21 protein-coding genes and 1 pseudogene are annotated in these 24764 nt (G+C 45.9%); all 22 read left to right on the top strand.

What is annotated here, in order from left to right:
• The first annotated feature begins 25 nt into the window (after positions 1-25).
• The 22 genes and pseudogenes from IEW48_RS01415 to IEW48_RS01310 all read left to right on the top strand — a co-directional run bounded on the left by IEW48_RS01415 (position 26) and on the right by IEW48_RS01310 (position 24760).
• Entirely contained in the window at positions 26-2422 is a 2397-nt protein-coding gene (locus IEW48_RS01415) for an FtsK/SpoIIIE family DNA translocase (RefSeq protein WP_188622269.1), read from the top strand.
• A gap of 85 nt (positions 2423-2507) precedes the next feature.
• Positions 2508-3794, top strand: coding sequence for an EF-P 5-aminopentanol modification-associated protein YfmF (yfmF, locus tag IEW48_RS01410; protein WP_188622268.1), 1287 nt, complete (start codon positions 2508-2510; stop codon positions 3792-3794).
• Entirely contained in the window at positions 3791-5071 is a 1281-nt protein-coding gene (gene yfmH / locus IEW48_RS01405) for an EF-P 5-aminopentanol modification-associated protein YfmH (protein ID WP_007505971.1), read from the top strand. Before yfmF ends, yfmH begins: the two co-directional genes overlap by 4 nt.
• Before the next feature lie 58 nt (positions 5072-5129).
• Positions 5130-5858: an elongation factor P 5-aminopentanone reductase gene (gene ymfI, locus IEW48_RS01400; RefSeq protein ID WP_188622267.1), complete on the top strand. Its 729-nt coding sequence runs from the start codon at positions 5130-5132 to the stop codon at positions 5856-5858.
• An 84-nt stretch (positions 5859-5942) separates the two neighbouring features.
• Positions 5943-6203, top strand: a complete 261-nt coding sequence (locus IEW48_RS01395) for a DUF3243 domain-containing protein (RefSeq protein WP_188622266.1) — start codon at positions 5943-5945, stop codon at positions 6201-6203.
• A gap of 157 nt (positions 6204-6360) precedes the next feature.
• Positions 6361-7173 carry a DUF3388 domain-containing protein gene (locus tag IEW48_RS01390; RefSeq protein WP_188622265.1) on the top strand — a complete coding sequence of 271 codons (813 nt, stop codon included), beginning with the start codon at positions 6361-6363 and terminating at the stop codon, positions 7171-7173.
• A gap of 5 nt (positions 7174-7178) precedes the next feature.
• On the top strand, positions 7179-8069 hold the full coding sequence (locus IEW48_RS01385) for a helix-turn-helix domain-containing protein (RefSeq protein ID WP_188622264.1): 891 nt from the start codon (positions 7179-7181) through the stop codon (positions 8067-8069).
• Positions 8070-8240: 171 nt separating this feature from the next.
• A complete protein-coding gene (gene pgsA, locus IEW48_RS01380) occupies positions 8241-8825 on the top strand; it encodes a CDP-diacylglycerol--glycerol-3-phosphate 3-phosphatidyltransferase (RefSeq protein WP_188622263.1) in 585 nt (194 codons plus the stop codon).
• Positions 8826-8908: 83 nt separating this feature from the next.
• Positions 8909-10165: a competence/damage-inducible protein A gene (locus IEW48_RS01375; protein ID WP_188622262.1), complete on the top strand. Its 1257-nt coding sequence runs from the start codon at positions 8909-8911 to the stop codon at positions 10163-10165.
• A 153-nt stretch (positions 10166-10318) separates the two neighbouring features.
• Positions 10319-11374: a recombinase RecA gene (gene recA, locus IEW48_RS01370; protein ID WP_042685965.1), complete on the top strand. Its 1056-nt coding sequence runs from the start codon at positions 10319-10321 to the stop codon at positions 11372-11374.
• Between the two features lie 64 nt (positions 11375-11438).
• A complete protein-coding gene (locus IEW48_RS01365; RefSeq protein WP_188622261.1) occupies positions 11439-12083 on the top strand; it encodes a RecX family transcriptional regulator in 645 nt (214 codons plus the stop codon).
• A gap of 194 nt (positions 12084-12277) precedes the next feature.
• Positions 12278-13831 (top strand): ribonuclease Y, encoded by a 1554-nt coding sequence (gene rny / locus IEW48_RS01360; RefSeq protein WP_188622260.1) that lies wholly within the window; start codon positions 12278-12280, stop codon positions 13829-13831.
• A gap of 119 nt (positions 13832-13950) precedes the next feature.
• Entirely contained in the window at positions 13951-14754 is an 804-nt protein-coding gene (locus IEW48_RS01355) for a TIGR00282 family metallophosphoesterase (protein WP_188622259.1), read from the top strand.
• Between the two features lie 121 nt (positions 14755-14875).
• Positions 14876-15136 (top strand): stage V sporulation protein SpoVS, encoded by a 261-nt coding sequence (gene spoVS / locus IEW48_RS01350; RefSeq protein WP_007505960.1) that lies wholly within the window; start codon positions 14876-14878, stop codon positions 15134-15136.
• A gap of 375 nt (positions 15137-15511) precedes the next feature.
• Positions 15512-17242 (top strand): 2-oxoacid:acceptor oxidoreductase subunit alpha, encoded by a 1731-nt coding sequence (locus tag IEW48_RS01345; protein WP_188622258.1) that lies wholly within the window; start codon positions 15512-15514, stop codon positions 17240-17242.
• 2 nt (positions 17243-17244) lie between these two features.
• Positions 17245-18111, top strand: coding sequence for a 2-oxoacid:ferredoxin oxidoreductase subunit beta (locus tag IEW48_RS01340; RefSeq protein ID WP_188622257.1), 867 nt, complete (start codon positions 17245-17247; stop codon positions 18109-18111).
• A 107-nt stretch (positions 18112-18218) separates the two neighbouring features.
• A complete protein-coding gene (locus tag IEW48_RS01335; RefSeq protein WP_188622256.1) occupies positions 18219-18959 on the top strand; it encodes an MBL fold metallo-hydrolase in 741 nt (246 codons plus the stop codon).
• A gap of 134 nt (positions 18960-19093) precedes the next feature.
• The gene (gene tdh / locus IEW48_RS01330; RefSeq protein ID WP_188622255.1) at positions 19094-20131 is read left to right on the top strand and encodes an L-threonine 3-dehydrogenase; all 1038 of its coding nucleotides are present in this window, start codon (positions 19094-19096) and stop codon (positions 20129-20131) included.
• Positions 20109-20942: pseudogene (locus IEW48_RS01325) on the top strand (aminotransferase class I/II-fold pyridoxal phosphate-dependent enzyme); the annotation flags it as partial. The gene tdh and the pseudogene IEW48_RS01325, both read left to right, overlap by 23 nt.
• Before the next feature lie 227 nt (positions 20943-21169).
• Positions 21170-22189, top strand: a complete 1020-nt coding sequence (coxB, locus tag IEW48_RS01320; protein WP_188622253.1) for a cytochrome c oxidase subunit II — start codon at positions 21170-21172, stop codon at positions 22187-22189.
• Between the two features lie 58 nt (positions 22190-22247).
• Positions 22248-24146: a cytochrome c oxidase subunit I gene (gene ctaD / locus IEW48_RS01315; protein WP_007505953.1), complete on the top strand. Its 1899-nt coding sequence runs from the start codon at positions 22248-22250 to the stop codon at positions 24144-24146.
• The gene (locus IEW48_RS01310) at positions 24146-24760 is read left to right on the top strand and encodes a cytochrome c oxidase subunit 3 (RefSeq protein WP_188622252.1); all 615 of its coding nucleotides are present in this window, start codon (positions 24146-24148) and stop codon (positions 24758-24760) included. The genes ctaD and IEW48_RS01310 overlap by 1 nt, the downstream gene beginning before the upstream one ends.
• Positions 24761-24764: the final 4 nt, after the last annotated feature.

Raw genomic sequence — 24764 nt, 5'->3', positions numbered from 1 at the left:
TATCTTTAAACAAGGGGTTGACCCTATGGCACGAAAGGGTAAACGCAGAAAACAGGCGCGGAGAGAACGAATTAAACGTGCCCTAGTATATGAATTATATGGTCTTATTCTTCTGGCGGTCTCGGTGATTGCCCTCGTTCAACCGGGAACAGCAGGGATCTTATTCAGGGGTTTGTTTCGCTTTTTTGCTGGAAACTGGGACTTTATCATTCCGTTGTTGCTGGCTTTTCTTTCCATATACTTAATCATTAAGCGAGACTGGCCGAAATGGCATTATCGTTGGACAGGTGTGCTTTTAATCATTAGTTCTTTACTGATCCTGAACCATTATACACTTTTTCAGTCTTTGACAGATGCTGGCCGTTTTCCACAATCGGTGTTAAAAATGACATGGCAGTTGTTTGTGGAAGATGTCACCGCTGAGATCCCCGCGGTTGATCTCGGTGGCGGGATGATTGGGGCCGTTTTGTTTGCCGGTTTAAATTTTATGGTGGCAGAAACAGGGACATTAATTGTCATTTTTTTCTTGGTTCTGATTGGTGTTATGTTGCTGTTTGGAATTTCTTATGTTGATATTTTGAAGGCTATCCGTCGTTTCAACCGCCGGGGTGTGGAGTGGCTTAAAGAGAAACGGCAGACCTTTATAGAAATGATGAAAGAAGATGATCGTGAAAGAGCAGCAGTAAACCAAGTACCCAAGAAGCTTGCTCAAAAACCGAAAGGGATTTTCAGTGGGGGTGAAGATGGTCGTCTGGCCGGTGATCTTTTGGGTGAAGACGGTGCCTCTGATCAGGCGGACCCGGTGATCCGCGATTTTACGGATGTGGCCTATGAAGACGGACAAGCTGAACTTGCTGGCACAGACAAGAAGCAACCAGTTCCAACTGCGGGTCCGACTGAAAGGGAAAAGCCAGAGCGGAAAAAGACCGGACCAGAAAGACAACGGGATATCGCTGCCAATGAAGTGATTGCTTACCGTGAAGATGGTGAAGAAAACGACTATGTACTCCCTCCTTATTCTTTACTGCGTAAGCCCTCCAAACATCAACAGGCAGGTATACAGGATATGCGCGCCAATGCCCGCAAACTGGAGAGAACGCTGGAAAGCTTCGGGGTCAATGCCAAGGTGACCCAAGTTCACCGTGGCCCCGCTGTAACCCGCTATGAGATTCACCCGGCTGTCGGCGTGAAGGTCAGCCGGATTGTCAGCCTGGCAGATGATATCGCTTTAGCATTGGCGGCCAAAGGTATCCGCATTGAAGCGCCTATTCCGGGCAAGTCGGCTATTGGCATTGAAGTGCCCAACAAAGATGTGGCCATGGTGACCCTAAGAGAAGTACTGGAGAGTTCGGCTTTCCATGAATCAAAGTCTAAGCTGAGCATTGCCTTGGGACGCGATATTTCTGGGGAACCCATTGTAGCCCAGCTGAACAAAATGCCCCATCTGCTCGTGGCTGGAGCAACGGGAAGCGGAAAAAGTGTGTGTATTAACAGCATGATTGCCAGCATTTTGTATAAAGCCAAACCCCATGAAGTAAAACTGATGATGATTGATCCCAAGATGGTGGAACTGAATGTGTATAACGGCATCCCCCATTTACTTGTCCCTGTGGTAACAGATCCCAAGAAAGCCTCGCTAGCCTTAAAAAAAGTTGTGGCCGAGATGGAACGCCGTTATGAACTTTTTGCTCAGAGCGGGACGCGGGATATCGAAAAATATAATGATTTGATACGTAAAGAAAATGAAGCTGACGCTGAGGCAAAAAAACCGCTGCTTCCTTATATTGTAGTGATAATTGATGAATTGGCCGACCTGATGATGGTCACTCCCGGTGATGTGGAAGATTCCATTTGCCGCCTGGCCCAGATGGCTCGTGCGGCAGGCATTCACTTGATTATTGCCACCCAGCGTCCTTCTGTAGATGTGATCACCGGCGTCATCAAAGCCAATATTCCCTCCCGTATTGCATTCGGTGTCTCATCACAAGCTGACTCTCGCACCATTTTGGATATGGGGGGAGCTGAAAAGCTCCTGGGCCGTGGAGATATGCTCTTTTTACCCGTGGGCGCGGCCAAGCCCTTGCGTGTCCAAGGGGCCTTTATTTCAGATGAGGAAGTTCAAGAAGTTGTCACCTATTGTATAAATCAGCAAAAAGCCCAATACCATGAGGATATGATCCCTGATCAGACCGATGAACAGGGAGGGGAGTCTGTGGAAGATGAATTGTACGACCAGGCGGTTGAGCTGGTGATTCAGCAAGGGTCGGCTTCCGTTTCCATGCTGCAAAGGCGTTTCCGCATTGGCTATACCCGTGCTGCACGTCTTATTGATGCCATGGAAGCCAATGGAATAGTGGGTCCCTATGAGGGAAGCAAACCGAGGGAGGTTTTGGTGTCCAAAGAAGAGAGCCAGATTTCGTAACCACAGGCTTGTTAGTGTGGATGGCGGTGTTTAGAGATGAATACACTATAAGAAAAGTATCCTTGACGGAAAGGAGACCATATCGATGACAGACCAGTTTCAATCCACCCGGATTAACCAGATTCCGGTTCATTTCATTTCCACACCCAAATATAAAACCAATTTTATTTCACTTTACATCCGCCAGCCCTTAACTGAAGAGGATCATACCAAAGTGGCTTTACTGCCCTCAGTTTTAAAAAGGGGAACTGAAAAGTATCCGACGGCTCAGCGTATCCGCCAGGCTCTTGATGATTTATACGGGGCTACCTTATCCACTGATGTGGTCAAACGTGGAGAAGAGCAAGTCATGATATTCAGGCTCCAGCTGGCTAACGAGAAATTTTTAAGCGACCGGGAACCCCTGTTTGAAAAGGGAATTCAATTGTTAAGTGAACTCATCATCAACCCCCGCCTGGAAAACGGGGTGTTCCACAACCGCCATGTTGAACTGGAGAAAGATTTATTGGAGCGGAAATTAAGCCAAGTGAAGGATGACAAAATCAAATATGCGAATAAACGGTGCATAGAGGAAATGTTTAAAACAGAACCATACCGGCTCTATCCCTATGGTTCCAAAGACCAATTGGAGCACATTACCCCCGGAACTTTGTATCAGTTTTATCAGCGGGTTTTAAACACGCATCCGGTTGATTTGTTCATTGTGGGTGATGTACATAAGGATTATTTACTGGAAATGGTTGACAAACATTTCAAGCTGCCGCGCACCGGCCTTATTGATATTCCCAGGCCTTCTGTCCGCTATCGTGTTGCCGAAGAGCGTAGAGTGGTTGAAAAAACAAAAGTTGCACAAGGCAAGTTGCATATTGGCTGCCGAACGCAAACGGCGTATGGAGATGACGATTATATTGCCCTCTTAGTGTTCAACGGCCTGTTCGGAGGATTTTCCCACTCTAAACTTTTCCGCCATGTGAGGGAAAAAGAGTCTCTGGCTTATTATGTCACCTCCAATATTGAAAGTCATAAAGGATTTATGATGATTATGTCTGGCATTGACTTTAAGCATTATGACAAAACGGTTCAGATCATAAAAGAACAGCTGCACCAAACAGCATCCGGACGGATTACGGAGGAGGAATTAAATCAAACCAAAGCCATGCTCATTAACCAGATTAAAGAAGCCAATGACCAGCCGTTTCAGTTGATGGATTACTTTTTCCATGGGATTGTGGGCGGCCTGAAGCGCAGCAGCGAGGAGTTAATCGCAGCCATCCAAAAGGTCAGCAAAGAAGACATTCAACACGCAGCTCAAAAAGTGCAGGTTGATACCATTTACTTTTTAACTTCTGAAGAAACGGGGGACCAGTCATGAGTGCGCAAAAACTTGTGTTTGACCAGCTGCAGGAGACACTCCATTATGAACAGCTGCCGAACGGGCTAGAAGTGTACGTCCTGCCCAAACAGGGTTTTAATAAAACTTATGCCACCTTTACAACCAAGTTTGGTTCCATTGATAATCACTTTATTTCCCACACAGGAGAAGAAGTGAAGGTGCCGGATGGTATTGCCCATTTTTTGGAGCACAAAATGTTTGAAGAAGAAGAAGGGGATGTCTTTCACAAGTTTAGCCAGTATGGAGCCCAGGCCAACGCTTTTACCAGTTTTGATATGACTGCTTATCTTTTCTCTTGCACAGATCATGTACACAAGAATTTGACCACGCTTTTGGACTTTGTTCAACATCCGTATTTTACCGATCAAAATGTGGAGAAAGAAAAGGGCATCATTGAACAAGAAATCCGCATGTATCAGGACAATCCTGACTGGCGTGTTTATTTTGGCTTTATTGAGGCCCTTTATCACCGCTTACCCGTCAAAATTGACATTGCCGGTACGGTGGACTCCATCCGCCAAATTAACAAAGAGCTGCTCTATATTTGTTACGAAACCTTCTATCATCCCAGCAATATGTTGTTGTTCGTCGTTGGAAATGTCCAGCCTGACGATATTTTTGCTCTGGTAAAAGAAAATCAAGCCCAGAAATCGTTTCAACCTGCCCGGGAGATTAAACGTTTGTTCGAAAAAGAACCAGCTCCAGTGGCTAAAAAGCGGCATGAGATTGAGTTGAATGTGGATATGCCTAAAATCAGCATGGGTTATAAAGAAACGAATGTGGACCTTGAAGGCAAGGCGATGTTAAAACAGGAGTTGTCCACCCATATTTTATTGGAAATGATCATCGGTCCCACCTCCAGTGTCTATGAACAGCTGATGGAAGAGGGATTAATCGATGAATCATTTGGCATTGACTATAACCTGGAACAGAAGTACGGTTTCTCCATCATCGGGGGGAATTCCAAAGATCCAGATAAACTGCTGGAAAGGGTGCAAGAGGTAATAGCTGAAGTTCAGATGAAAGGGTTGAGTAAGGCTGATTTTGAACGGAACCGCAAGAAGAAAATCGGGCATTTCTTAAAAGCGTTGAATTCACCTGAATTTATTGCCACTCAATTTACCCGCTACAAATTTAATCATATCGATTTGTTTGACATTATTCCGGTTTTGGAATCCCTGCGGTTTGAAGATATTGAAGAGCGTCTGGCTGAACATATTCATGAGGACCAGTTTGCGGTGTGCATCGTCAAGTAACAACATTTATTGACCGGCTGGATGAAAAACAGGCCAACAGGAAAGGGAGAGAACAACATTGGCCAAAGTAGCACTGATTACAGGTGCAACAGGCGGAATTGGCCGGGCGACGGCGGTCAAACTTGCGGCAAACGGCTACCACTTGCTTCTCCATTACTACAACAACCATGAAGCGGCAGCCGAGTTACAAGAAAAGCTGGCTGCCAAATATGGCATAGACGTTTATATTCACCGCGCTGATTTAAGTCATCCCCAGGGCGTGGACTGCTTGCTCCAAGGTTTGGTTAGAAAGCCGGATATTTTGATCCACAATGCCGGTTTGGCTCATGTTGCTTTGTTTACGGAGATAAGGGATGAGGATTATCAGCGGATGATCCAATTGCATCTCACTTCACCGTTTAAACTGACCCAGCGTCTGTTGCCGTCTATGATCGCTAATCAATGGGGGCGCATCGTTTATGTCACTTCGATTTGGGGAGAGACTGGCGGTTCATGTGAGACCCTGTACTCCATGGTTAAAGGTGGTTTGAATGCTTTGACCAAAGCTTTGGCCAAGGAGGTGGCTCCATCTGGCATTACGGTGAATGCTGTCTCCCCTGGCGCCATTGACACCCCCATGCTGAAAGGGTATACACCAGAGGAAAAACAAGCACTCACCGAGGAAATACCAGCCGGACGATTGGGTTTTCCTGATGAGGTGGCCCACGCCATCCACTTTTTGATTCAGGATGAAAGCAGTTATATCACCGGGGATATTTTACGGGTGAACGGAGGGTGGCTTACCTGATTTGATGAATAATTCCCCTTCCATATAACCATATTAAAAGATGAATCCCCACTCATTACCATGTTGATGGCGAGGAGGTAAAACATGTCTATTTTAGATAATTTTGAGCAATGGAAAGACTTTTTGGGTGACCGCTTGGAAGCGGCGCAGCAAGGTGGGATGACCCAGGAAGTTATCAATGAAATGGCTTACCGCATCGGGGACTATTTGTCTGCTGAAGTGGAGCCTAAGAACGCTGAGGAACGTTTGCTCAAAGCATTGTGGGATGCGAGCAGTGAAGAAGAACAAAAGGTCCTTGCTCAATTGATGGTCAAACTTGTCCAAAATGAAGGCACGACGCACTAACTGCAAGAAACCAAGTTGAGACTCAGCATAAACGCTCTTTCGCCAGAAAGGGCGTTTATCTGTTTGTCATTTTATCCAAAAATTTTTCAACTAAAGTAGCAGGAACTCTTCTCATTGTGTAGAATAGTGTCGATAGTACATTAGTAGTACATTGAAAATGCTGGAAGGGTTGATCAGTGTGGCTGATGAGAAACCAGAGAAAAAAGAATGGTATTTGGAGTATCTGATTCATGAAAACCGCCCCGGGTTGCTTGGTGATATTTCCTCCCTGTTAGGCATGCTAAAGATTAATATCATTACCATTAACGGTGTAGACTTAAACCGGCGGGGGATGATTTTGGAAAGTGATGATGACGAGCGTATTGAGTTGTTAAGAAGTCTGTTAGAAAGGGTCAATAACATCTCCATTACGAAACTACGCCATCCCCACTTACGTGACCGTTTGGCCGTTCGCCACGGCCGTTACATCTCTCGTGATGCCGATGATAAAAAAACGTTTCGTTTTGTCCGTGACGAGATAGGGCTCTTGGTTGATTTCCTGGCTGAAATTTTCAAAAAAGAGGGTCATCAACTCATCGGGATCAGAGGAAGACCGAGAGTAGGCAAAACGGAATCTATTGTCGCCTCCAGTGTTTGTGCCAACAAACGGTGGTCCTTTGTTTCGTCCACCTTGTTAAAACAAACCATTCGCAGTCAAATGGCTGATGATGAGCTCTCACCTGATCATGTTTTTATTATTGATGGCATTGTTTCCACTACACGGGCGCCTGAACAACATCAGACGCTGCTCAGGGAAGTTTTGCGGCTGGATGCAACTAAGGTGGTGGAACACCCCGATATTTTTGTGCGTTACACCGAATACAGTTTGGAGGATTTTGACTTCATTATTGAGTTGCGCAACTATGAAAACGAAGAGATGCCCTATGATATTGACCCCCAGATTTCAAATTTTAACAGTGATTGGAGGTGACTCTTTTGTCAGAACTGGGTCGCTACCTGAAAGAGACACGGAAAGAGAAGAAGATGACCCTGGAGGAAATCCAGGAAGTGACAAAGATTCGCAAGCGGTACCTGGAGGCCATTGAAAAAGGAGAGTACAACGCTTTGCCCGGAGCTTTTTATGCCCGAGCGTTCATCAAAAGTTATGCCGAAGCACTGGGGCTTAATCCTGAGCAGGTGCTGGAGCAATTTTCCCATGAACTTCCGCGTGTGCCCCAAACTCCGACAGAATTGGTCCAGACGCCCCAGCGTAAGAGCCGCAGAACCCGAAGGCCATCTTCAACCGCAGGAGGAAAGTGGGTTTCCAATCTCCTTTTTTATGCCTTTTTACTGTTAATTGGGTTTGTGATCTACATCTCTGCTGTGAACTTTATCAATCCTGAAGCAGGCGCACCACTGGATGATGCTCCCGGAGTGGATAGTGACGGGGAAGTGGTGAGCGAAGAGGAACAAAATGGAGGAGCAACCGAAACCAATGGACAAAACGGTAAAGAAAACCAGTCTGAAAATGAGCCCGTCCAACAAGCAGAAAATGCGTTCCTTGAGCCTGTATTAACAAGGGGGGAAACAGAAGGTAACCGGACTTACTATACATATGAGAATGCCACAGAGATGGTGGTCCGCTTGGAGGCAGCAAACGGGGATGTTTGGTATAGCTTAAACGATGAAGCAGCTGGTCAGGAAATAGATCAGTTATTACTGACACAAGGGTCAAGTAAGGAGTGGGATCTTTCCAGTTACGAACAAGTAAGATTCCACTTTGGCAATACCCCTGGGGCACAATTATATATTAATGACCAGCCTGTTGATCTCTCCGGTCTGTCCCAGGTTCATCATATTGTGATTAACTTTAATCCGGCGGAGTAAAACTATTTAGCCATGTTGCTAACCCCAATATGGCTCTTTTTTTCTTTAAAACATGTTGCCGTATTTTGACATGCTATATCCCATATATTATACTGATATCAGTATCTTGAAGTCCTGTGACCAAGTGACGTTTCCTACATCACCGCCCTTGATGACTTGGAGGAAAACTGCATGAATCTAGCGAATAAAATTACATTGGCCAGGGTTTTTCTGGTTCCAGTCGTCATGCTGTTCTTGCTCATTCACTTTGACCTTGGTTCGGTCACCTTTGCCGGTGTGTCCATTACATATTCTGAAATCATCGCCACTGTTGTCTTTATTATTGCAGCCAGTACCGATGGCCTGGACGGGTATATTGCCCGCAAAAAGAAAATGGTGACTAATTTTGGCAAGTTTTTAGATCCTTTAGCCGATAAATTATTGATTACGGCAGCCTTAATTTCCTTGGTGGACCGAGGCAGTATTGAAGGGTGGATGGCCATCGTGATTATCAGCCGTGAGTTTGCTGTTACAGGATTGCGGCTGGTGGCGGTAGCAGAGGGCCATGTGATTGAAGCCAGCCCGTTGGCCAAGTTAAAAACACTGACTCAAATTGTTGCCATCGTGGCTGTTATGCTGAATAATTTTCCGTTTAGTCTCGTTGGCATTCCCTTTGCGCCGTTTGCCATGTGGGTGGCTGTCATCGTCACGATTTGGTCAGGAGTTGATTACTTTGTTAAAAATCGAAAAGTGATCCAATTTAAAAGGTCGATATGAAAGTCACGGACAAGGTTGAGGCAGGCACCTTGTCTTTTTTACACTTAATGAGGGTCAACCACTAAGATGTGAGGAGTGGAAGTGTGAAGGCGGAGATTATTGCGGTTGGTACGGAGCTGCTGTTGGGACAAATCGTCAATACTAACGCCCAGTTTTTGTCTGAACAACTAAATGCCCTGGGCATTTCTGTTTACTTTCATTCTGTTGTAGGTGACAACCCCGACCGTTTGGCTGCACAGCTGGCTATTGCCCATTCCCGCTCTGATCTGGTGCTTTTAACCGGGGGGCTGGGACCGACCAAGGATGATTTAACCAAAGAGGTGGTGGCCCGTCATGTGGGACGCTCCTTAAAGCTTGAGCCACAAGCCCTGAAGAGGATTCAACGTTTTTTTGAAGCCAGACAGGTGCCGATGACTGAGAATAACAAGCGCCAGGCCCTGATTATTGATGGGGCCCGTGTCTTTCCCAATGAGACCGGGTTGGCCCCAGGAATGGCCGTTAAACATGAGGGGGTTCATTATTTGCTGTTCCCAGGTCCGCCGGGCGAACTGAAGCCGATGTACTTTAAATATGCCCGTCCATACCTTGTAGAGCTTTCGCCTGACCAACACGTGGTTCACTCTAAAGTGATGCGATTTTGCGGAATTGGTGAGTCAGCACTCGAAAGTCGGCTTTTAGATCTTATTAATAACCAGACCAATCCCACCATTGCCCCGCTAGCCAAAGAAGGGGAAGTAACCTTAAGGCTCACCAGTTTCGCCAAAAGCAAAGCCGATGCGGAGCAGAAGATGGCCAGTCTGATCCGTGAAATCCAGGCGCGGGTGGGGAAGTACCAGTATGGCTGGGATGAGGAGACACTGGAAGAAGTGCTTGTCCGCCAGTTGCATCACAACAACCTTACTGTGGCTGCCGCGGAAAGTTGTACCGGGGGACTGGTATGCCATTCTATCACCCGGGTAAGCGGAGCCAGTCAGGTGTTTCCCGGGGGCATCGTTTGCTATGCCAATGATGTGAAAATGGGCGAGCTGGGTGTTCCTCCTGAAGTTTTGGGCCAAGATGGCGCGATTAGTGAAAGAACGGCACGAATTTTGGCTGAAGAGGTGCGCAAAAAATTTAAAACTGACTTGGGAGTGTCAGTTACTGGCGTAGCTGGCCCTGAGCAACAGGAAGGAAAACCGGTGGGGCTGGTGTTTATCGGTGTGGCCGGTGAACATAAGACAAGGGTTTATAAAGTGAATGTGGGAGGCTTGCGTCACACCGTTCAAACGCGGGCAGCTAAATTAGCTTTGTTTTACCTGATCAGAACCGTTAAAGAACTGGTAGGGAACCAATCTGGTTGAGATGGTCTCAAGAGGGAATAAATGTTCGATTTTGCTATTGGCAAATGGACAAAAAGAGGGTATGATAATTGTTAAAGAGAATATTCGGTATACATAGCTCTGTTGAAATCATACGGATTTTAAATTTAAAGACAAGGGAGAGTTGGATGAATGATGTCTGATCGTCGGGCAGCCTTAGACATGGCTTTGCGTCAAATTGAGAAACAGTTTGGAAAAGGATCGATTATGAAATTGGGGGAGGCGGCCGTTAACAATCAAGTCTCCACTATTTCCAGCGGGTCACTTGCTTTGGATATTGCTTTAGGTGTAGGCGGCTATCCGCGGGGGCGGATTGTAGAAATATATGGGCCTGAGTCGTCAGGTAAGACAACGGTGGCTTTGCATGCCATTGCCGAAGCCCAAAAAATGGGAGGACAAGCTGCATTTATTGATGCTGAACATGCCCTTGACCCCCAATATGCCAAAAACCTAGGGGTTAACATTGATGAGTTGCTCCTGTCTCAGCCTGATACAGGGGAACAAGCTTTGGAAATTGCTGAAGCTCTCGTGCGCAGCGGTGCTATTGACATTATTGTCATCGACTCAGTGGCAGCACTGGTTCCCAAAGCTGAGATCGAAGGGGAAATGGGAGATTCCCATGTGGGTTTGCAAGCCCGGCTTATGTCCCAAGCTCTGCGCAAACTTTCCGGAGCCATCAGCAAATCAAAAACGATTGCCATCTTCATTAACCAGATTCGTGAAAAAGTTGGCGTGATGTTTGGCAACCCGGAAACCACTCCCGGTGGGCGTGCCTTAAAGTTCTATGCCAGCATTCGCCTTGACGTGCGCAGAGCAGAGACGATTAAACAAGGGAACGATCTGATCGGTAACAAGACCAAAATCAAAGTGGTCAAAAACAAAGTGGCCCCGCCTTTCAAGTCATGCGATGTGGATATTATGTACGGTGAGGGCATTTCCCGTGAAGGCAGCGTGCTGGACATGGCTTCAGATCTGGATATTATTCAGAAAAGCGGGGCCTGGTATTCTTATAATGATCAACGATTAGGACAGGGCCGCGAGAATGCCAAGCAATACTTAGTGGAACATCCGGACCTGTGTTTGGAAATCGAAAATAAAATCAGGCAACACTTTGGACTGGAAGCTGTCACCTATCCTGAGAACCAAAATCAAGAGGTAAAGGAAGAATTGACCCTTGACTTAGACTCATGACGTTTGGAAGGGGGAATCTCCCCCTTCTCTTTGTTTAATCACCACAAGAAAAAAGGTGATCGTGATGAGCAGGAAAATAACGAAAATTAAACAGCATGGCCGTGATGCTCACCGCTATGATGTTTATCTTAATGATGAATATGCTTTTTCGGTTCATGAAGACGTTCTGGTGGATAAACGGCTGCTCAAAGGCAAGCAAGTCAATCAGGCCGACTTACAGGAGATTCTAAGGGAGGAAGAGAAAAAAAAGATTGAACATGCTGGTTTGCGCTTGCTCAGCTATCGTCCCCGTACAACGTTCGAAATGAGAAGTTATCTCCAGCAGAAAGGGTTTGACCAGGAGCTGATAGAAGAAGTAGTACAAAAGTGGATCAATGAAGGTTACCTGGATGATGAAGCCTTTGCTTGGCAATGGATAGAGGAACGGGTGAAAACCAAACATAAAGGGCGCTATCTTCTCCGTCAGGAATTGAAAGAAAAAGGAATTGAAGAGTCTGTTATCCAGCGGGCATTAGAGCAGATGGATCAGGAAGCTGAGTATGAGGCCTGTTTTACTCTGGCCAAAAAACGGGCGAAAAAGTATGACAGTTCAGATCCAAAATTACGGAAATACAAACTATTCACTTACCTTAGCCGGAGGGGATATCCGTCACATGTGATTGAAAGGGTCTGTAAACACCTTGTAGATGAGGAACAGGAAGATTGTTAGCCGGACCCATCAACTTGACATGATGTTGGGACAAATATACAATTATAATGCACATTTATTGTGTGCACAGCCAGACAAACATAGTTGACAGAGAGCTTTTTTCTTTTTTTTGCCAAAAACATGGTGCATGGATGGACGTAACCGTATGAGAGGGAGTCACCGAGCCAGCAATGAGTGCAAGAGGAGGTGAAATGATGACGATAACGATTTCCTTGCTCCCAGGCATCTCCATTTTGCTGGTCTCAGTTGCTGTCGGTGTAGGTGCTGGGTACTTGATTCGCAAATCGATTGCTGAGGCAAAAATTAAAAGTGCCGAATCAGCTGCTGAGCAAATCATAGATGACGCTAAAAAGGAAGCCGAAAGGTTAAAGAAAGAAACAATCTTGGAAGCGAAAGATGAAGCGTTTAAGATTCGCTCGGAAGCGGAGGAAGAGTTTAAACTGCGCCGACAAGAAATTCAACAACAAGAGCGCCGGATCATCCACAAAGAAGAAGCGCTGGACCGCAAATTAAATGCTCTGGAGCAAAAAGAAGAATCCCTCAGCCAAAGGCAACGGCAAGTTGAAGAGATGGAAAGCAAAGTAGAAGCATTATATAAAGAACAGCAGGCAGAGCTGGAACGCATCGCTAATTTGAGTCATGAGGAAGCCAAACAGATTATTCTCTCCAATGTGGAGAAAGAAGTCCGGCATGAAGCCGCCATGTTAGCGAAAGAGATTGAAACACAAGCAAAAGAGGAGGCAGAGAAAAAAGCCAGGAAAATTTTATCATTAGCCATACAGCGTTGTGCTGCCGATCATGTGGCAGAGACAACGGTATCGGTTGTCAATCTGCCTAACGATGAAATGAAGGGCCGGATTATCGGCCGTGAGGGACGTAACATCCGGACGTTGGAAACATTGACGGGTATTGATCTGATTATTGATGATACGCCTGAAGCGGTTATTTTGTCAGGCTTTGATCCGATTCGTCGAGAGATTGCCAAAACGGCACTGGAGAAATTGGTTGCTGATGGACGCATCCATCCGGCACGAATAGAAGAGATGGTGGAAAAAGCACGCCGTGAGGTGGATGAACGTATCCGTAACTACGGCGAACAAGCCACCTTTGAAACGGGTGTTCATGGTCTTCATCCTGACCTTATTAAAATCCTGGGACGTTTGCACTTTAGAACAAGCTATGGCCAAAATGTGCTTAAACACTCCATGGAAGTGGCCTTCTTAACGGGCCTGATGGCTGCTGAGTTAGGGGAAGATGTGAACCTGGCTAAGCGGGCTGGCTTGTTGCATGATATTGGTAAAGCCATCGACCATGAAGTGGAAGGCAGTCATGTGGAGATTGGTATTGAATTGGCCAAAAAGTACAATGAACCTGAAGTGGTGATTGACGGGATTGCTTCCCACCACGGAGATGTGGAGCCCGCTTCGGTCATTGCCGCCTTAGTTGGGGCTGCTGACGCCCTTTCTGCTGCACGGCCAGGAGCACGGCGTGAAACACTGGAAACATACCTTAAACGTCTGGAAAAATTAGAGGAAATTACTGAATCATTTGAGGGTGTAGAGAAATCTTACGCGATTCAAGCTGGCCGTGAAGTACGGATATTGGTTAAACCAGATATGGTTGACGACCTTGAAGCTTATCAGCTGGCCCGGGAAATCAGTAAAAAAATTGAGGCTGAACTGGATTATCCCGGCCATATCAAGGTCACTGTCATCCGTGAAACGCGAGCGGTGGAATATGCAAAATAAAGCAGAGGGTAAAAAAATAAAGTGGCCTAAGTGCCACTTTATTTTTTCGACTGCTAAAATATTTTTTTCGACTCGACTGCTAAAATATAATAAAATTAAAGTAATAAAGGAGGGAATCCATGAAGGTTTTGTTTATTGGCGATATTGTTGGTTCGCCCGGCAGGGACATGGTTAATAAGTACTTGCCAAAGCTTAAAGCTAAATACCAGCCAACCGTTACAATTGTTAACGGTGAGAATGCAGCGGGCGGAAAGGGGATTACAGAAAAAATTGCCAAGCAATTATTTGAAGTTGGGGCCCAGGTCATTACACTGGGTAATCATACTTGGGATCAAAAAGATACAGGAGACTTCTTGGAGCAAGCCACCAATGTGATTCGCCCCGCAAACTTTCCGGAGGGAGCTCCGGGAAGAGGATATACAATTCTAAATGTAAACCAGCACAAAATAGCGGTGATCAATCTTCAAGGACGCACTTTTTTACCAGCCATTGATTGTCCGTTCCGAAAAGCTGATGAATTAATTGATCTGGTTAAAAAAGAAACACCCATTATTTTCGTAGATTTTCATGCTGAGGCCACAAGTGAAAAGGAAGCGATGGGATGGTACTTGGACGGAAGAGTGTCCGCAGTGGTAGGCACCCATACCCATGTCCAGACAGCCGATGAGCGCCTGTTGCCTAAGCAAACCGCTTACATAACAGATGTAGGCATGACAGGTCCCCGCAATGGTATTCTGGGCATGAAAAAAGAAGCGGTTTTATACCGGTTTTTGACCGCATTACCCGCCCGCTTCGAGGTTTTAAAACAAGGTCCTGTCCAATTGAATGCCGTATTGATTACCATCGACAGTGAAACGGGAAGAGGGCTTGATATTGTGCGGATCCGGATTGATGATGACCATCCCTTCAATTCTGATCAATAGCAACAACCAAAAGGAAAAAAATTTAGAATTTTTAAGTCCAAAAGCAGGAATTATTACCGGCCATCGCGAATAGTATTTAGAAGTGATATCAAACATCACACTAAATGAGGAGGAACAAATCATGGAAGTGTTAAAAGTTTCAGCAAAATCTAACCCTAATTCTGTAGCTGGTGCACTTGCTGGTGTGTTGAGAGAACGTGGCTCCGCTGAAATTCAGGCGATTGGTGCCGGTGCACTTAACCAAGCGGTAAAAGCCGTAGCAATTGCAAGAGGATTTGTAGCACCAAGTGGTATTGATCTCATTTGCATTCCTGCTTTTACTGATATTTTGATTGATGGAGAAGAACGGACGGCGATTAAACTGATTGTGGAACCTAGATAATCCTGTGGGGACCTGTCTGCCTTTTAGGGCAGGCAGGTTTCTGTTTTCAGATAGTGGTTTTTCTAAAAAAACCATGCTCATTTAAATCTAATTGCGACTGAAAAAAGGATGAATCAAGAGTATAGAGCAATTTAAAAAAATACGTTACAATAATAAAAAAAATACGTTACAATAATAATAGATGAAAATCAACAGATGAAAATCGGCCTTTTTTTAAATGAAAAGGGTTGCAATTTTAGGCCGATAAGTCTACAATTGTAAAAGTTTAAAAAGTAGTTTTCCAAGCAGTTTTCTATTTTTCTATAATATTTATTTTTATTGCTTATAAATACAGTGTCGATAATGATGGTAAGGGTAGAAGGAGTGGAAATAGTCATGATGAATCAACTTTCGTGGAAAGTTGGCGGGCAACAGGGAGAGGGAATTGAAAGTACAGGGGAAATTTTCGCTGTTGCCCTCAAACGCATGGGTTATCATTTGTATGGTTATCGCCATTTTTCATCTCGTATCAAAGGGGGACACACGAACAACAAAATCAGGGTCAGCACCAAGCCGATCCGTGCCATTTCAGACGATTTGGATGTCCTGGTTGCCTTTGATCAGGAAACGATTGACCTAAATATTCACGAGCTGGCTGAACACGGCATTGTGATTGCGGACAGCAAGTTTAATCCCAAGCTGCCAGATGGAGCCCATGGGACTTTGTACTCTGTCCCTTTTACCCAAATCGCGGATGAATTAGGCAGCTCATTAATGAAAAATATGGTTGCTGTTGGTGCTTCGGCTTCCGCACTAGGGATTAACATTGAAGCGTTTCATGATGTGGTTAGAGAAATTTTCAAACGTAAAGGCGACAAAATTATTGACATGAATATTCAAGCCTTAAATAAAGGCTATGAAGTGTTTAGCGAGCAGGCAGGAGGAGAGCTGGAGAACCTGCGGCTGGAGCCGGGGGATGGCAAAAAACGCATGTTTATGATTGGTAATGATGCTATTGCCCTTGGGGCCATTGCGGCTGGTTGCCGCATCATGGCAGCCTATCCCATCACCCCTGCTTCTGAAATTATGGAATATCTAATTAAGAAGTTACCTGACCTGGGTGGAACGGTGGTACAAACAGAAGACGAAATTGCAGCCATTACCATGGCCATTGGTGCTAACTTTGGTGGTGTAAGAGCTATGACAGCTTCAGCAGGACCGGGCCTCTCCTTGATGATGGAAGGTATCGGTCTGGCTGGAATGACCGAAACACCGGTGGTCATTGTCGATACACAGCGAGGCGGCCCCAGTACAGGTTTGCCGACTAAGCAGGAACAAAGTGACATCAATGCTTTGATTTATGGTACCCATGGTGAAATACCTAAAGTGGTCATTGCACCAAGTACGGCAGAAGAAGCATTTTATGATACTGTAGAAGCTTTCAATATTGCAGAAGAGTTGCAATGCCCGGTTATTATCGCTTCAGATCTGCAATTATCTCTGGGCAAACAAACGGTTGATCCTTTTGATTACAGCCGGATTGAAATCCGCCGCGGCAAGTTGCTCGATGAAGTGCCTAAACAAGAAGACGAGTTGTTTAAACGTTATGAAGTGACCGAGGATGGCATCTCTCCCCGGGTGCTTCCCGGCACCAAAAACGGTTTGGTCCATGCCACTGGAGTGGAACACGGGGAAAACGGCCGTCCGTCAGAAGATGCTGTCAATCGCAAATTACAAATGGATAAACGTCTGCGCAAATTAAAAAACCTTAAATTTTATAAACCTTTAACGATGGATGCCAAATATGAGCATCCCGAGATTCTCGTCCTGGGAATGGGTTCAACTGTGGGAGCGATTAAGGAAGCAAAAGAGCGTCTGGAAGCGGAAGGGCACAACATAAACCACGTGCATGTCCGCTTGTTGCACCCATTCCCCGCTGAAGAATTAAAACCTTACCTCGAAAAAGCCAAGCAAGTCCTGGTCGTTGAGAATAATGCGACAGGACAGTTGGCCAATCTGGTTAGACTGAACGTAGGATATGCTGAAAAGATTCGTCAATTAAATAAATATGATGGTAACCCGTTCTTGCCCCACGAAATTGAAAAAGGACTAAAGGAGCTGTTATGAACATGGCTACTTTCAAAGATTTCCGCAACAAGGTTAAACCAAACTGGTGCCCTGGCTGCGGCGATTTTTCCGTTCAGGCTGCCCTGCAGCGTGCTGCTGCTAATGTGGGATTGGAACCTGAAGATTTGGCTATCGTTGCTGGTATTGGCTGCTCAGGCCGTATCTCAGGATATATCAATTCCAACGGATTTCACGGCGTGCACGGAAGAGCGCTGCCTATTGCCCAAGGATTGAAACTAGCCAACCGCGATTTGACGGTGATAGCAGCAGGTGGAGACGGAGACGGCTATGCTATTGGTTTGGGTCATACCCTCCATGCCATTCGCCGTAATATTGATATCACCTATATTGTCATGGATAACCACATCTATGGCTTAACCAAAGGGCAGACATCTCCCCGCTCCCAGGTTGGCTTCAAAACGAAAAGCACGCCTGAAGGGCAAATCGAATCGCCCATTGCCATTCTTGAAGCAGCATTAACAGCAGGTGCTACGTTTGTGGCCCAGGGCTTTTCTAGTGACCTGAAAGGTCTAACCTCATTAATTGAACAGGGCATCAAACATAAAGGGTTTGCTTTGATCAATGTGTTTAGTCCTTGCGTCACTTACAACAAAGTCAACACTTACGATTGGTATAAAGAAAACTTGACTGATCTGTCTGCTATCGAGGGTTATGATCCTCACAACCGGCTGCAAGCCATGCAAGTCTTGATGGAACACAACGGCTTGGTTACCGGGCTGATCTATCAAGATCTTGAAAAACCGTCTTATGAAGAGCGTCTAAAAGGATTTAAGAAAGAACCGCTGGCTCATCAGCCATTGCATTTGAATGAAGAAAAGTTTAATCAGCTGGTTCAGGAGTTTATGTAAAAAATAGATGTGAAAGAATAAGGTAAAAGGGGGAAGGGTAACCTTCCCCCTTTTTTACGGTTCAAGTGGTCATGAGTCAAAGAGGATCGTAACAGGAGGTAGAAAGTGTGAAATTAACAGTCATTGGTTGTTATTCTCCGTTTCCCGCCCCCGGTCAAGCCACACCAGGTTACCTGTTCGAAGATGGCAGCGGAACGCGCATCCTGTTTGATTGCGGCAGTGGGGTAGCCAGCCACATCCAACCCTGGATTCACCCGGCACAAGTGGATGCGATCATTCTGTCCCATTACCACCATGACCATGTAGCCGATGTGGGAATTTTTCAATACGCTGCTTATATGTCCTTGTTGAAGGGCTTCCGTTCCCATTCACTCGTGATTTATGGGCCGTCACTTCCTGAGGTTAAAGCCAGATGCAGGGCTTATAAGGACGTTAGTGTAGCTGTGGATATTGCCCAGGGCGAAGAGTTAGAGCTGGGCCGCTCCCGTTTCCGCTTCTTTCAAACTGACCATCAGGGGCCATGTTTTGGCTGGAGCGTGACGGATGGACAATTCTGCCTGGTTTATGGAGCAGATAGTGGTCCTGACACGGATTGGAGCCAACTTCCTTCCCAGCCAGACGTTTTGATTTTGGAGGCTTCATTTTTAGAAGAGAATAAAAGGACGGGAATTAAGCATCTTTCCGCCAAAGAAGCGGCTGTGGTTGCTGAGCGGCTGCACGCAAAACACTTGGTTTTGACCCATTTTTATCCTACTGTTGATCCCCAACAGTATGTGGAAGAAGCTCAGTCGTTTTTTACAGGAACAATCACTGCTGCGTACAAAGGTCTTTCCCTTTCACTGTCGTAAGTTTCTGAGGTTCCCTGTTCCCGCGAATATACACCTAGAATGGACAATGTGTTTTACATCTCCTGTCGTTCAGTGATATAATCCTATTGCAATAGCATTTGTATTATGTAAGCGGTTGAAAGGAGATGTACGCGGTGAATGGAAAGATGAAAGCGATTGTGAAAGACCGGCCCGGCCCGGGGGCAAGACTGGAAGAAGTGGATATTCCCAGCATTAAGGAGAATGAAGTATTAATCAAAGTTGAAGCCACTTCTGTTTGTGGGACAGATGTACATATTTATGCTTGGGATGCTTGGGCAGAAAGCAGAGTACACCCCCCTTATGTTTTTGGTCATGAATTTGCTGGCACCGTTGTGGAGGTAGGCAGCCAAGTTCAGCATGTGAAGGTAGGGGATCAAGTTTCGGCAGAGACACATATAGTCTGTGGCACATGCCCCCAATGCAGAACAGGAAAAGCACATATATGCCAACAAACAAAGATTATTGGCGTAGATACAACAGGGTGCTTCGCGGAATATGTTGCCTTGCCAGCGGCCAATGTATGGAAGAATGATCCTGCCCTTCCCTTTCACATTGCTTCCATTCAGGAGCCGCTTGGTAATGCTGTCCAAACTGTGTTATCAGGTCCCGTGGCCGGAAAAACGGTTGCTGTGGTCGGCTGCGGCCCAATCGGGCTTATGGCTGTTGCAGTGGCTAAAGCATGCGGGGCGGCACAGGTTTATGCTCTTGATGTTAATGATTACCGCCTGCAGATTGCTGAAAAAGCAGGGGCATCAGCCCTCATCAACAGTGTAAAAGAAGACCCTGTACAAAAAATAATGGAATTAACTGATCATGCCGGAGTGGATGTGGTCTTGGAAATGAGCGGCCATCCCGTAGCTATTAAGCAGGGATTCAGAATGGTTACGAATGGAGGACGGGTCTCCATGCTGGGACTGCCCACCAGAAACGTTGAACTGGATATAACCAACGATATTGTGTTTAAAGGGATCCAGGTTCATGGCATTACAGGGCGTCTCATGTATGAAACCTGGTATCAGACAGCTGGCTTATTGCAGTCGGGCCGCGTGAATGTGGAAGAGATTATCACCCATCGTTTTCCTCTGGATCAATTTGAACAAGGCTTTGAACTGATGATGAATGGAAAATGTCTTATCCTCCATGTTGACTGATCAAGATGTTGTCATTAGCGATGAATTGAATCATGCATCCATTATCGACGGCATCCGCTTAACGAAAGCTAAGCGCCGTATTTATAAACATTGCGATATGAATGATCTGGAACAAGCATTGCAGGAGACCCAAAGCTGTCGTGTCCGCCTTGTGGTCACGGACGGTGTGTTTAGTATGGACGGCAATATTGCGCCACTGCCTGATATTGTGGATTTGTGCGAAAAATATGACGCCTTAGTGATGGTTGATGATGCCCATGCCAGTGGCGTGTTGGGCAAGAATGGCAGAGGGACAGTGGATCACTTTAATTTACATGGACGGGTACATATTCAAGTAGGAACCCTTAGCAAGGCGATCGGGGTTTTAGGGGGATATGTGGCCAGCACTCAGACGGTGCGGGACTACCTCATTCACCGGGCGCGCCCATTTTTATTCAGCACCTCACATCCACCTGCCGTCACAGCCGCCTGTCTGGCAGCAATTGAAGTTTTACTCGAAGAACCGGAGCTTATTGACCGCTTGTGGGACAACACCAAGTTTTTTAAAAACAGTTTACAGCAACTTGGGTTTGACACCGGAAACAGTGAAACCCCGATTACTCCAGTGATCATCGGCGACGGCGCAAAATGTATGCGCTTCTCCGATGAACTGTTTGAAGCAGGCATATTTGCCCAAGGTATTGTTTATCCAACTGTCCCCAAAGGGAGCGCCCGTATCCGGACCATTGTCACTGCCAGTCACTCTAAAAGGGAACTTGAGCAGGCCTTGGACGCCTTTGAAAAAGTGGGCAAAAAGCTGGGGGTTATTTAATCCCCGGCTGTTTTCAATGAAGTTCATCATATAGAGATATGACAAAATTGTGAAAAACTTGTCGGTGGGTAGTCGGTGTGCTATTATGTATCTGAGCTTGAATGATGAAATAATAGGAATCAAAAGCCGTTTTGCCACGCTTCAACATGCTGCTCCGGAAGCCAGCGTTAAAAGTGGGTAAATGGCAGACAATGACAAAAGAGAAAGAAAGTGGGGTTGATGAATTAATGAGTCGTAGCATGTGGCGAACACTATTTTTATTTTTAGTGCTCGCACTCGTTTTAACAGGTTGTGGCAAGCCATATCTGTCTGCATTGGATCCGGCCGGCCCGGTGGCTGAGAAACAGTTGTCTTTGATTAAGCTCAGCCTTTACATTATGATCGTTGTGATTGCTGTGGTCATGATCATTTATGTCTATGTTTTGGTCAAGTTTAGACAACGCCCCGGTCAAAAGGGCTATCCCGAGCAAGTGGAAGGGAGCCATACACTGGAGATTATCTGGACTGTCATTCCGATTATTTTACTTATTATTTTGGCCATACCGACGGTTGTCACCACGTTTACCCTTGCTGAAACCTACTCAGAAGAAGAGGAAGGCGATGCATTGTTAATCAAGGTGACCGCCCATCAATACTGGTGGGAAGTGGAATATCCGGAACAAGGTATTGTCACTGCCCAGGATATTTATATTCCGACCGGCCAGCGTGTTTATTTTGAATTAACGTCCAAGGATGTGATTCATTCTTTCTGGGTTCCCAGCTTGGGAGGTAAAACAGACACAAACCCGGGACTGACCAATAACATGTGGCTACAGGCCGACGAGCCTGGTGTGTATCACGGTAAATGTGCAGAACTTTGTGGTCCGTCGCACGCCTTGATGGACTTTAAAGTGATTGCTGTGGAGCCGGAGGAGTTTGAACAATGGGTAGCAACCATGACCAATTATGATGACACACCCAAAACAGTGCTGGCAGAACAAGGACGTGCTGTGTTTGAACAATCCTGTATTGCTTGCCATGCCACTGACGGTGTGACCAAGTCTCCATATCCCAACTTAGCTGGCATTGGGGATCGGGAGAAAATTGCAGGCATTTTGCAAAATAATGAAGAGAATCTAGCGCGTTGGATTGAAAATCCTGAAGAGGTTAAAGAAGGAAACTACATGCCCTCAGCCAGTGAATTAGGCTTGAACGAAAATGATATCGAAGCCTTGGTTGAGTACTTAATGCAGTTAAAGTTGCAATAGCACTGGCAATGTAAGGCCTTAAGCTGGATATTGTTTGTGATGAAGGGGGTAATGATGTATGTCTACACATGCTGTTGGCCAGAGCCATGTCTCAACAGCGGAACCAAAAGCTGGCTTTGGAAGTGTTTTATGGGATTGGCTGACGACTGTTGATCATAAGAAGATCGGTAAAATGTACTTCTCCGCAGGCTTTTTCTTCTTTTTACTTGGTGGAATTGAGGCTATCTTAATTCGTTTGCAACTCATGTACCCGGAAAATACGCTTGTTAGCGGTTCCACATTTAATGAACTGATTACTATGCATGGAACAACTATGATTTTCTTTGCGGCCATGCCCCTTCTGTTCGGTTTGATGAACGTCATTGTTCCGTTGCAGATTGGGGCCAGGGACGTTGCTTTCCCCTTTTTGAATGCTCTGGGTTTCTGGTTGTTTCTGTTTGGAGGCATTTTGTTGAACCTGAGCTGGTTTATGGGTGGCGCACCTGATGCCGGCTGGACAGCTTATGCACCATTGTCCACTCAATATAGTGGTTCTGGACTTGACTTTTATGTGCTTGGTTTGCAGATCTCTGGTGCGGGAACACTCATCAGCGGGATTAACTTTTTGGTGACCATCTTAAACATGCGGGCACCTGGCATGACTTTGATGCGCATGCCTATGTTTACTTGGACAACGTTTATTGCTTCTGCATTAATCGTGTTTGCTTTTCCACCGTTAACGGCCGGGTTGTTCCTGCTTATGTTCGAGAGAATATTTGACGCTCAGTTTTTCAACGTTGCCGGTGGAGGAAACGTCATCATTTGGCAGCATTTGTTCTGGATTTTCGGACACCCCGAAGTATACATCTTGGTATTGCCTGCATTCGGGATTATTTCTGAAGTGATCAGCACTTTCTCCAAGAAGCGTTTGTTTGGTTACACCTCCATGGTCTTTGCTACCATATTAATCGGTTTCATCGGTTTTATGGTTTGGGCTCACCATATGTTCACTGTTGGTATGGGTCCCGTAGCTAATGCTCTGTTTGCTGTGGCGACCATGGCCATTGCTGTGCCGACCGGGATTAAAATTTTCAACTGGCTGTTCACCATGTGGGGCGGCCGGATTCAGATGACAACGGCCATGCTGTTCTGTCTCGGTTTTCTGCCCACCTTTGTGATGGGTGGTGTCACCGGTGTTATGCTGGCTGCAGCTCCTGCTAACTATCAATACCATGACTCCTATTTTGTGGTGGCACATTTCCATTACACGATCATTGGTGGCGTTGTGTTAGGATTGTTTGCCGGTATCTATTACTGGTGGCCCAAAATGTTTAATAAGAAGTTAAACGAAACCCTGGGTAAATGGATGTTCTGGTTGTTCCTGATTGGCTTCCATCTGACTTTCTTTATTCAACATTTCCTGGGATTACAGGGCATGCCTAGACGCGTATTTACCTATCTTGAAGGTTTGGGTTTGGAAACCGGTAACTTTATCAGTACCGTGGGTGCCCTTTTAATGGGAGTGGCAACCATCCTGTTTGTGATCAATGTAATTTATACCCATTTGCGGGCTGACTTGGCTGAAGCTGATCCTTGGGATGGACGTACATTGGAGTGGGCAACCAAAACACCGATTCCGGAATATAATTTTGCCCAAACCCCTAAAGTGCGTGGATTGGACCCGCTGTTTGTGGAGAAAACTAAAGGTAACGGCAAAATTATTCCTGCTGAGCCTTTAGGTCCTATTCATATGCCTAATCCATCCATTTTACCGTTTATTATGGCTTTTGCGCTGTTCATCGCCGGATTCGGTTTCTGCTTGCATTCTTTCTATGAATCCAATGTGATTCCGTTTACCATTGCCGGTGTTGGCATTGCCGGAACGCTGCTGTGCATGTTCTTGCGCTCTGTCATTGAAGACCACGGTCATCATATCGAACCGCATGATGAGGGTATGGATAAGGGGGTTGGGGCATAATGCAGGTGAACCAGACTAACAGTCTTCCTGCCCATCCTGAAAAAGCCACGTTGGAAGGTAAAAACAAAATTCTTGGCTTCTGGTTCTTTATCGGAAGTGACGTTGTCTTATTTGCTTCCCTGTTTGGGACCTACTTGGGCCTGAAAGGGTCAACGCAAGGTGGCCCTGGGCCCCAGGATCTGTTTCATTTAGAATACGTAGCGCTGATGACATTTATTCTGTTGCTCAGCAGCATGACCAGTGTTTTGGGAATCAAAGCAATGCAGCGCAATGACTTTGCCAGAATGCAGTTGTGGTTCTGGATCACCATTTTGTTGGGTTTGGCATTTCTTGGATTGGAGATTTATGAGTTTTATCAGTTTGTCGTTCATGAGGGACTTGGGTATACGACAAGTGCTTTTGCTTCTGCTTTCTACACCCTTCTTGGCTTCCACGGGGCTCACGTGACCTTTGGTGTGCTGTGGTTTGCAACCCTGTTGATCCGCTCCCGCACACAAGGTATTAATACCTACACGGCACCTAAATTTTATGTGGCTAGCCTGTATTGGCACTTTGTAGACGTAGTGTGGGTGTTCGTCTTTACCCTGGTTTACCTCATGGGAAAGGTGGGTTAAGCTG

The sequence above is a fragment of the Caldalkalibacillus thermarum genome (assembly GCF_014644735.1).
GTDB classification, from domain to species: Bacteria; Bacillota; Bacilli; order Caldalkalibacillales; family Caldalkalibacillaceae; genus Caldalkalibacillus; species Caldalkalibacillus thermarum.
Note: the sequence above shows the minus strand (reverse complement) of the source record. Positions and strands in the feature narration are given on the sequence as shown.

Coding starts and splice junctions, on each gene's coding strand:
- coxB (WP_188622253.1), top strand. CDS start 21,170: ATGAGTCGTAGCATGTGGCGAACACTATTTTTATTTTTAGTGCTCGCA.
- IEW48_RS01355 (WP_188622259.1), top strand. CDS start 13,951: ATGAAGGTTTTGTTTATTGGCGATATTGTTGGTTCGCCCGGCAGGGAC.
- pgsA (WP_188622263.1), top strand. CDS start 8,241: ATGAATCTAGCGAATAAAATTACATTGGCCAGGGTTTTTCTGGTTCCA.
- IEW48_RS01395 (WP_188622266.1), top strand. CDS start 5,943: ATGTCTATTTTAGATAATTTTGAGCAATGGAAAGACTTTTTGGGTGAC.
- spoVS (WP_007505960.1), top strand. CDS start 14,876: ATGGAAGTGTTAAAAGTTTCAGCAAAATCTAACCCTAATTCTGTAGCT.
- rny (WP_188622260.1), top strand. CDS start 12,278: ATGACGATAACGATTTCCTTGCTCCCAGGCATCTCCATTTTGCTGGTC.
- IEW48_RS01340 (WP_188622257.1), top strand. CDS start 17,245: ATGGCTACTTTCAAAGATTTCCGCAACAAGGTTAAACCAAACTGGTGC.
- ctaD (WP_007505953.1), top strand. CDS start 22,248: ATGTCTACACATGCTGTTGGCCAGAGCCATGTCTCAACAGCGGAACCA.
- recA (WP_042685965.1), top strand. CDS start 10,319: ATGTCTGATCGTCGGGCAGCCTTAGACATGGCTTTGCGTCAAATTGAG.
- IEW48_RS01345 (WP_188622258.1), top strand. CDS start 15,512: ATGATGAATCAACTTTCGTGGAAAGTTGGCGGGCAACAGGGAGAGGGA.
- IEW48_RS01415 (WP_188622269.1), top strand. CDS start 26: ATGGCACGAAAGGGTAAACGCAGAAAACAGGCGCGGAGAGAACGAATT.
- IEW48_RS01390 (WP_188622265.1), top strand. CDS start 6,361: ATGCTGGAAGGGTTGATCAGTGTGGCTGATGAGAAACCAGAGAAAAAA.
- yfmF (WP_188622268.1), top strand. CDS start 2,508: ATGACAGACCAGTTTCAATCCACCCGGATTAACCAGATTCCGGTTCAT.
- IEW48_RS01310 (WP_188622252.1), top strand. CDS start 24,146: ATGCAGGTGAACCAGACTAACAGTCTTCCTGCCCATCCTGAAAAAGCC.
- yfmH (WP_007505971.1), top strand. CDS start 3,791: ATGAGTGCGCAAAAACTTGTGTTTGACCAGCTGCAGGAGACACTCCAT.
- IEW48_RS01365 (WP_188622261.1), top strand. CDS start 11,439: ATGAGCAGGAAAATAACGAAAATTAAACAGCATGGCCGTGATGCTCAC.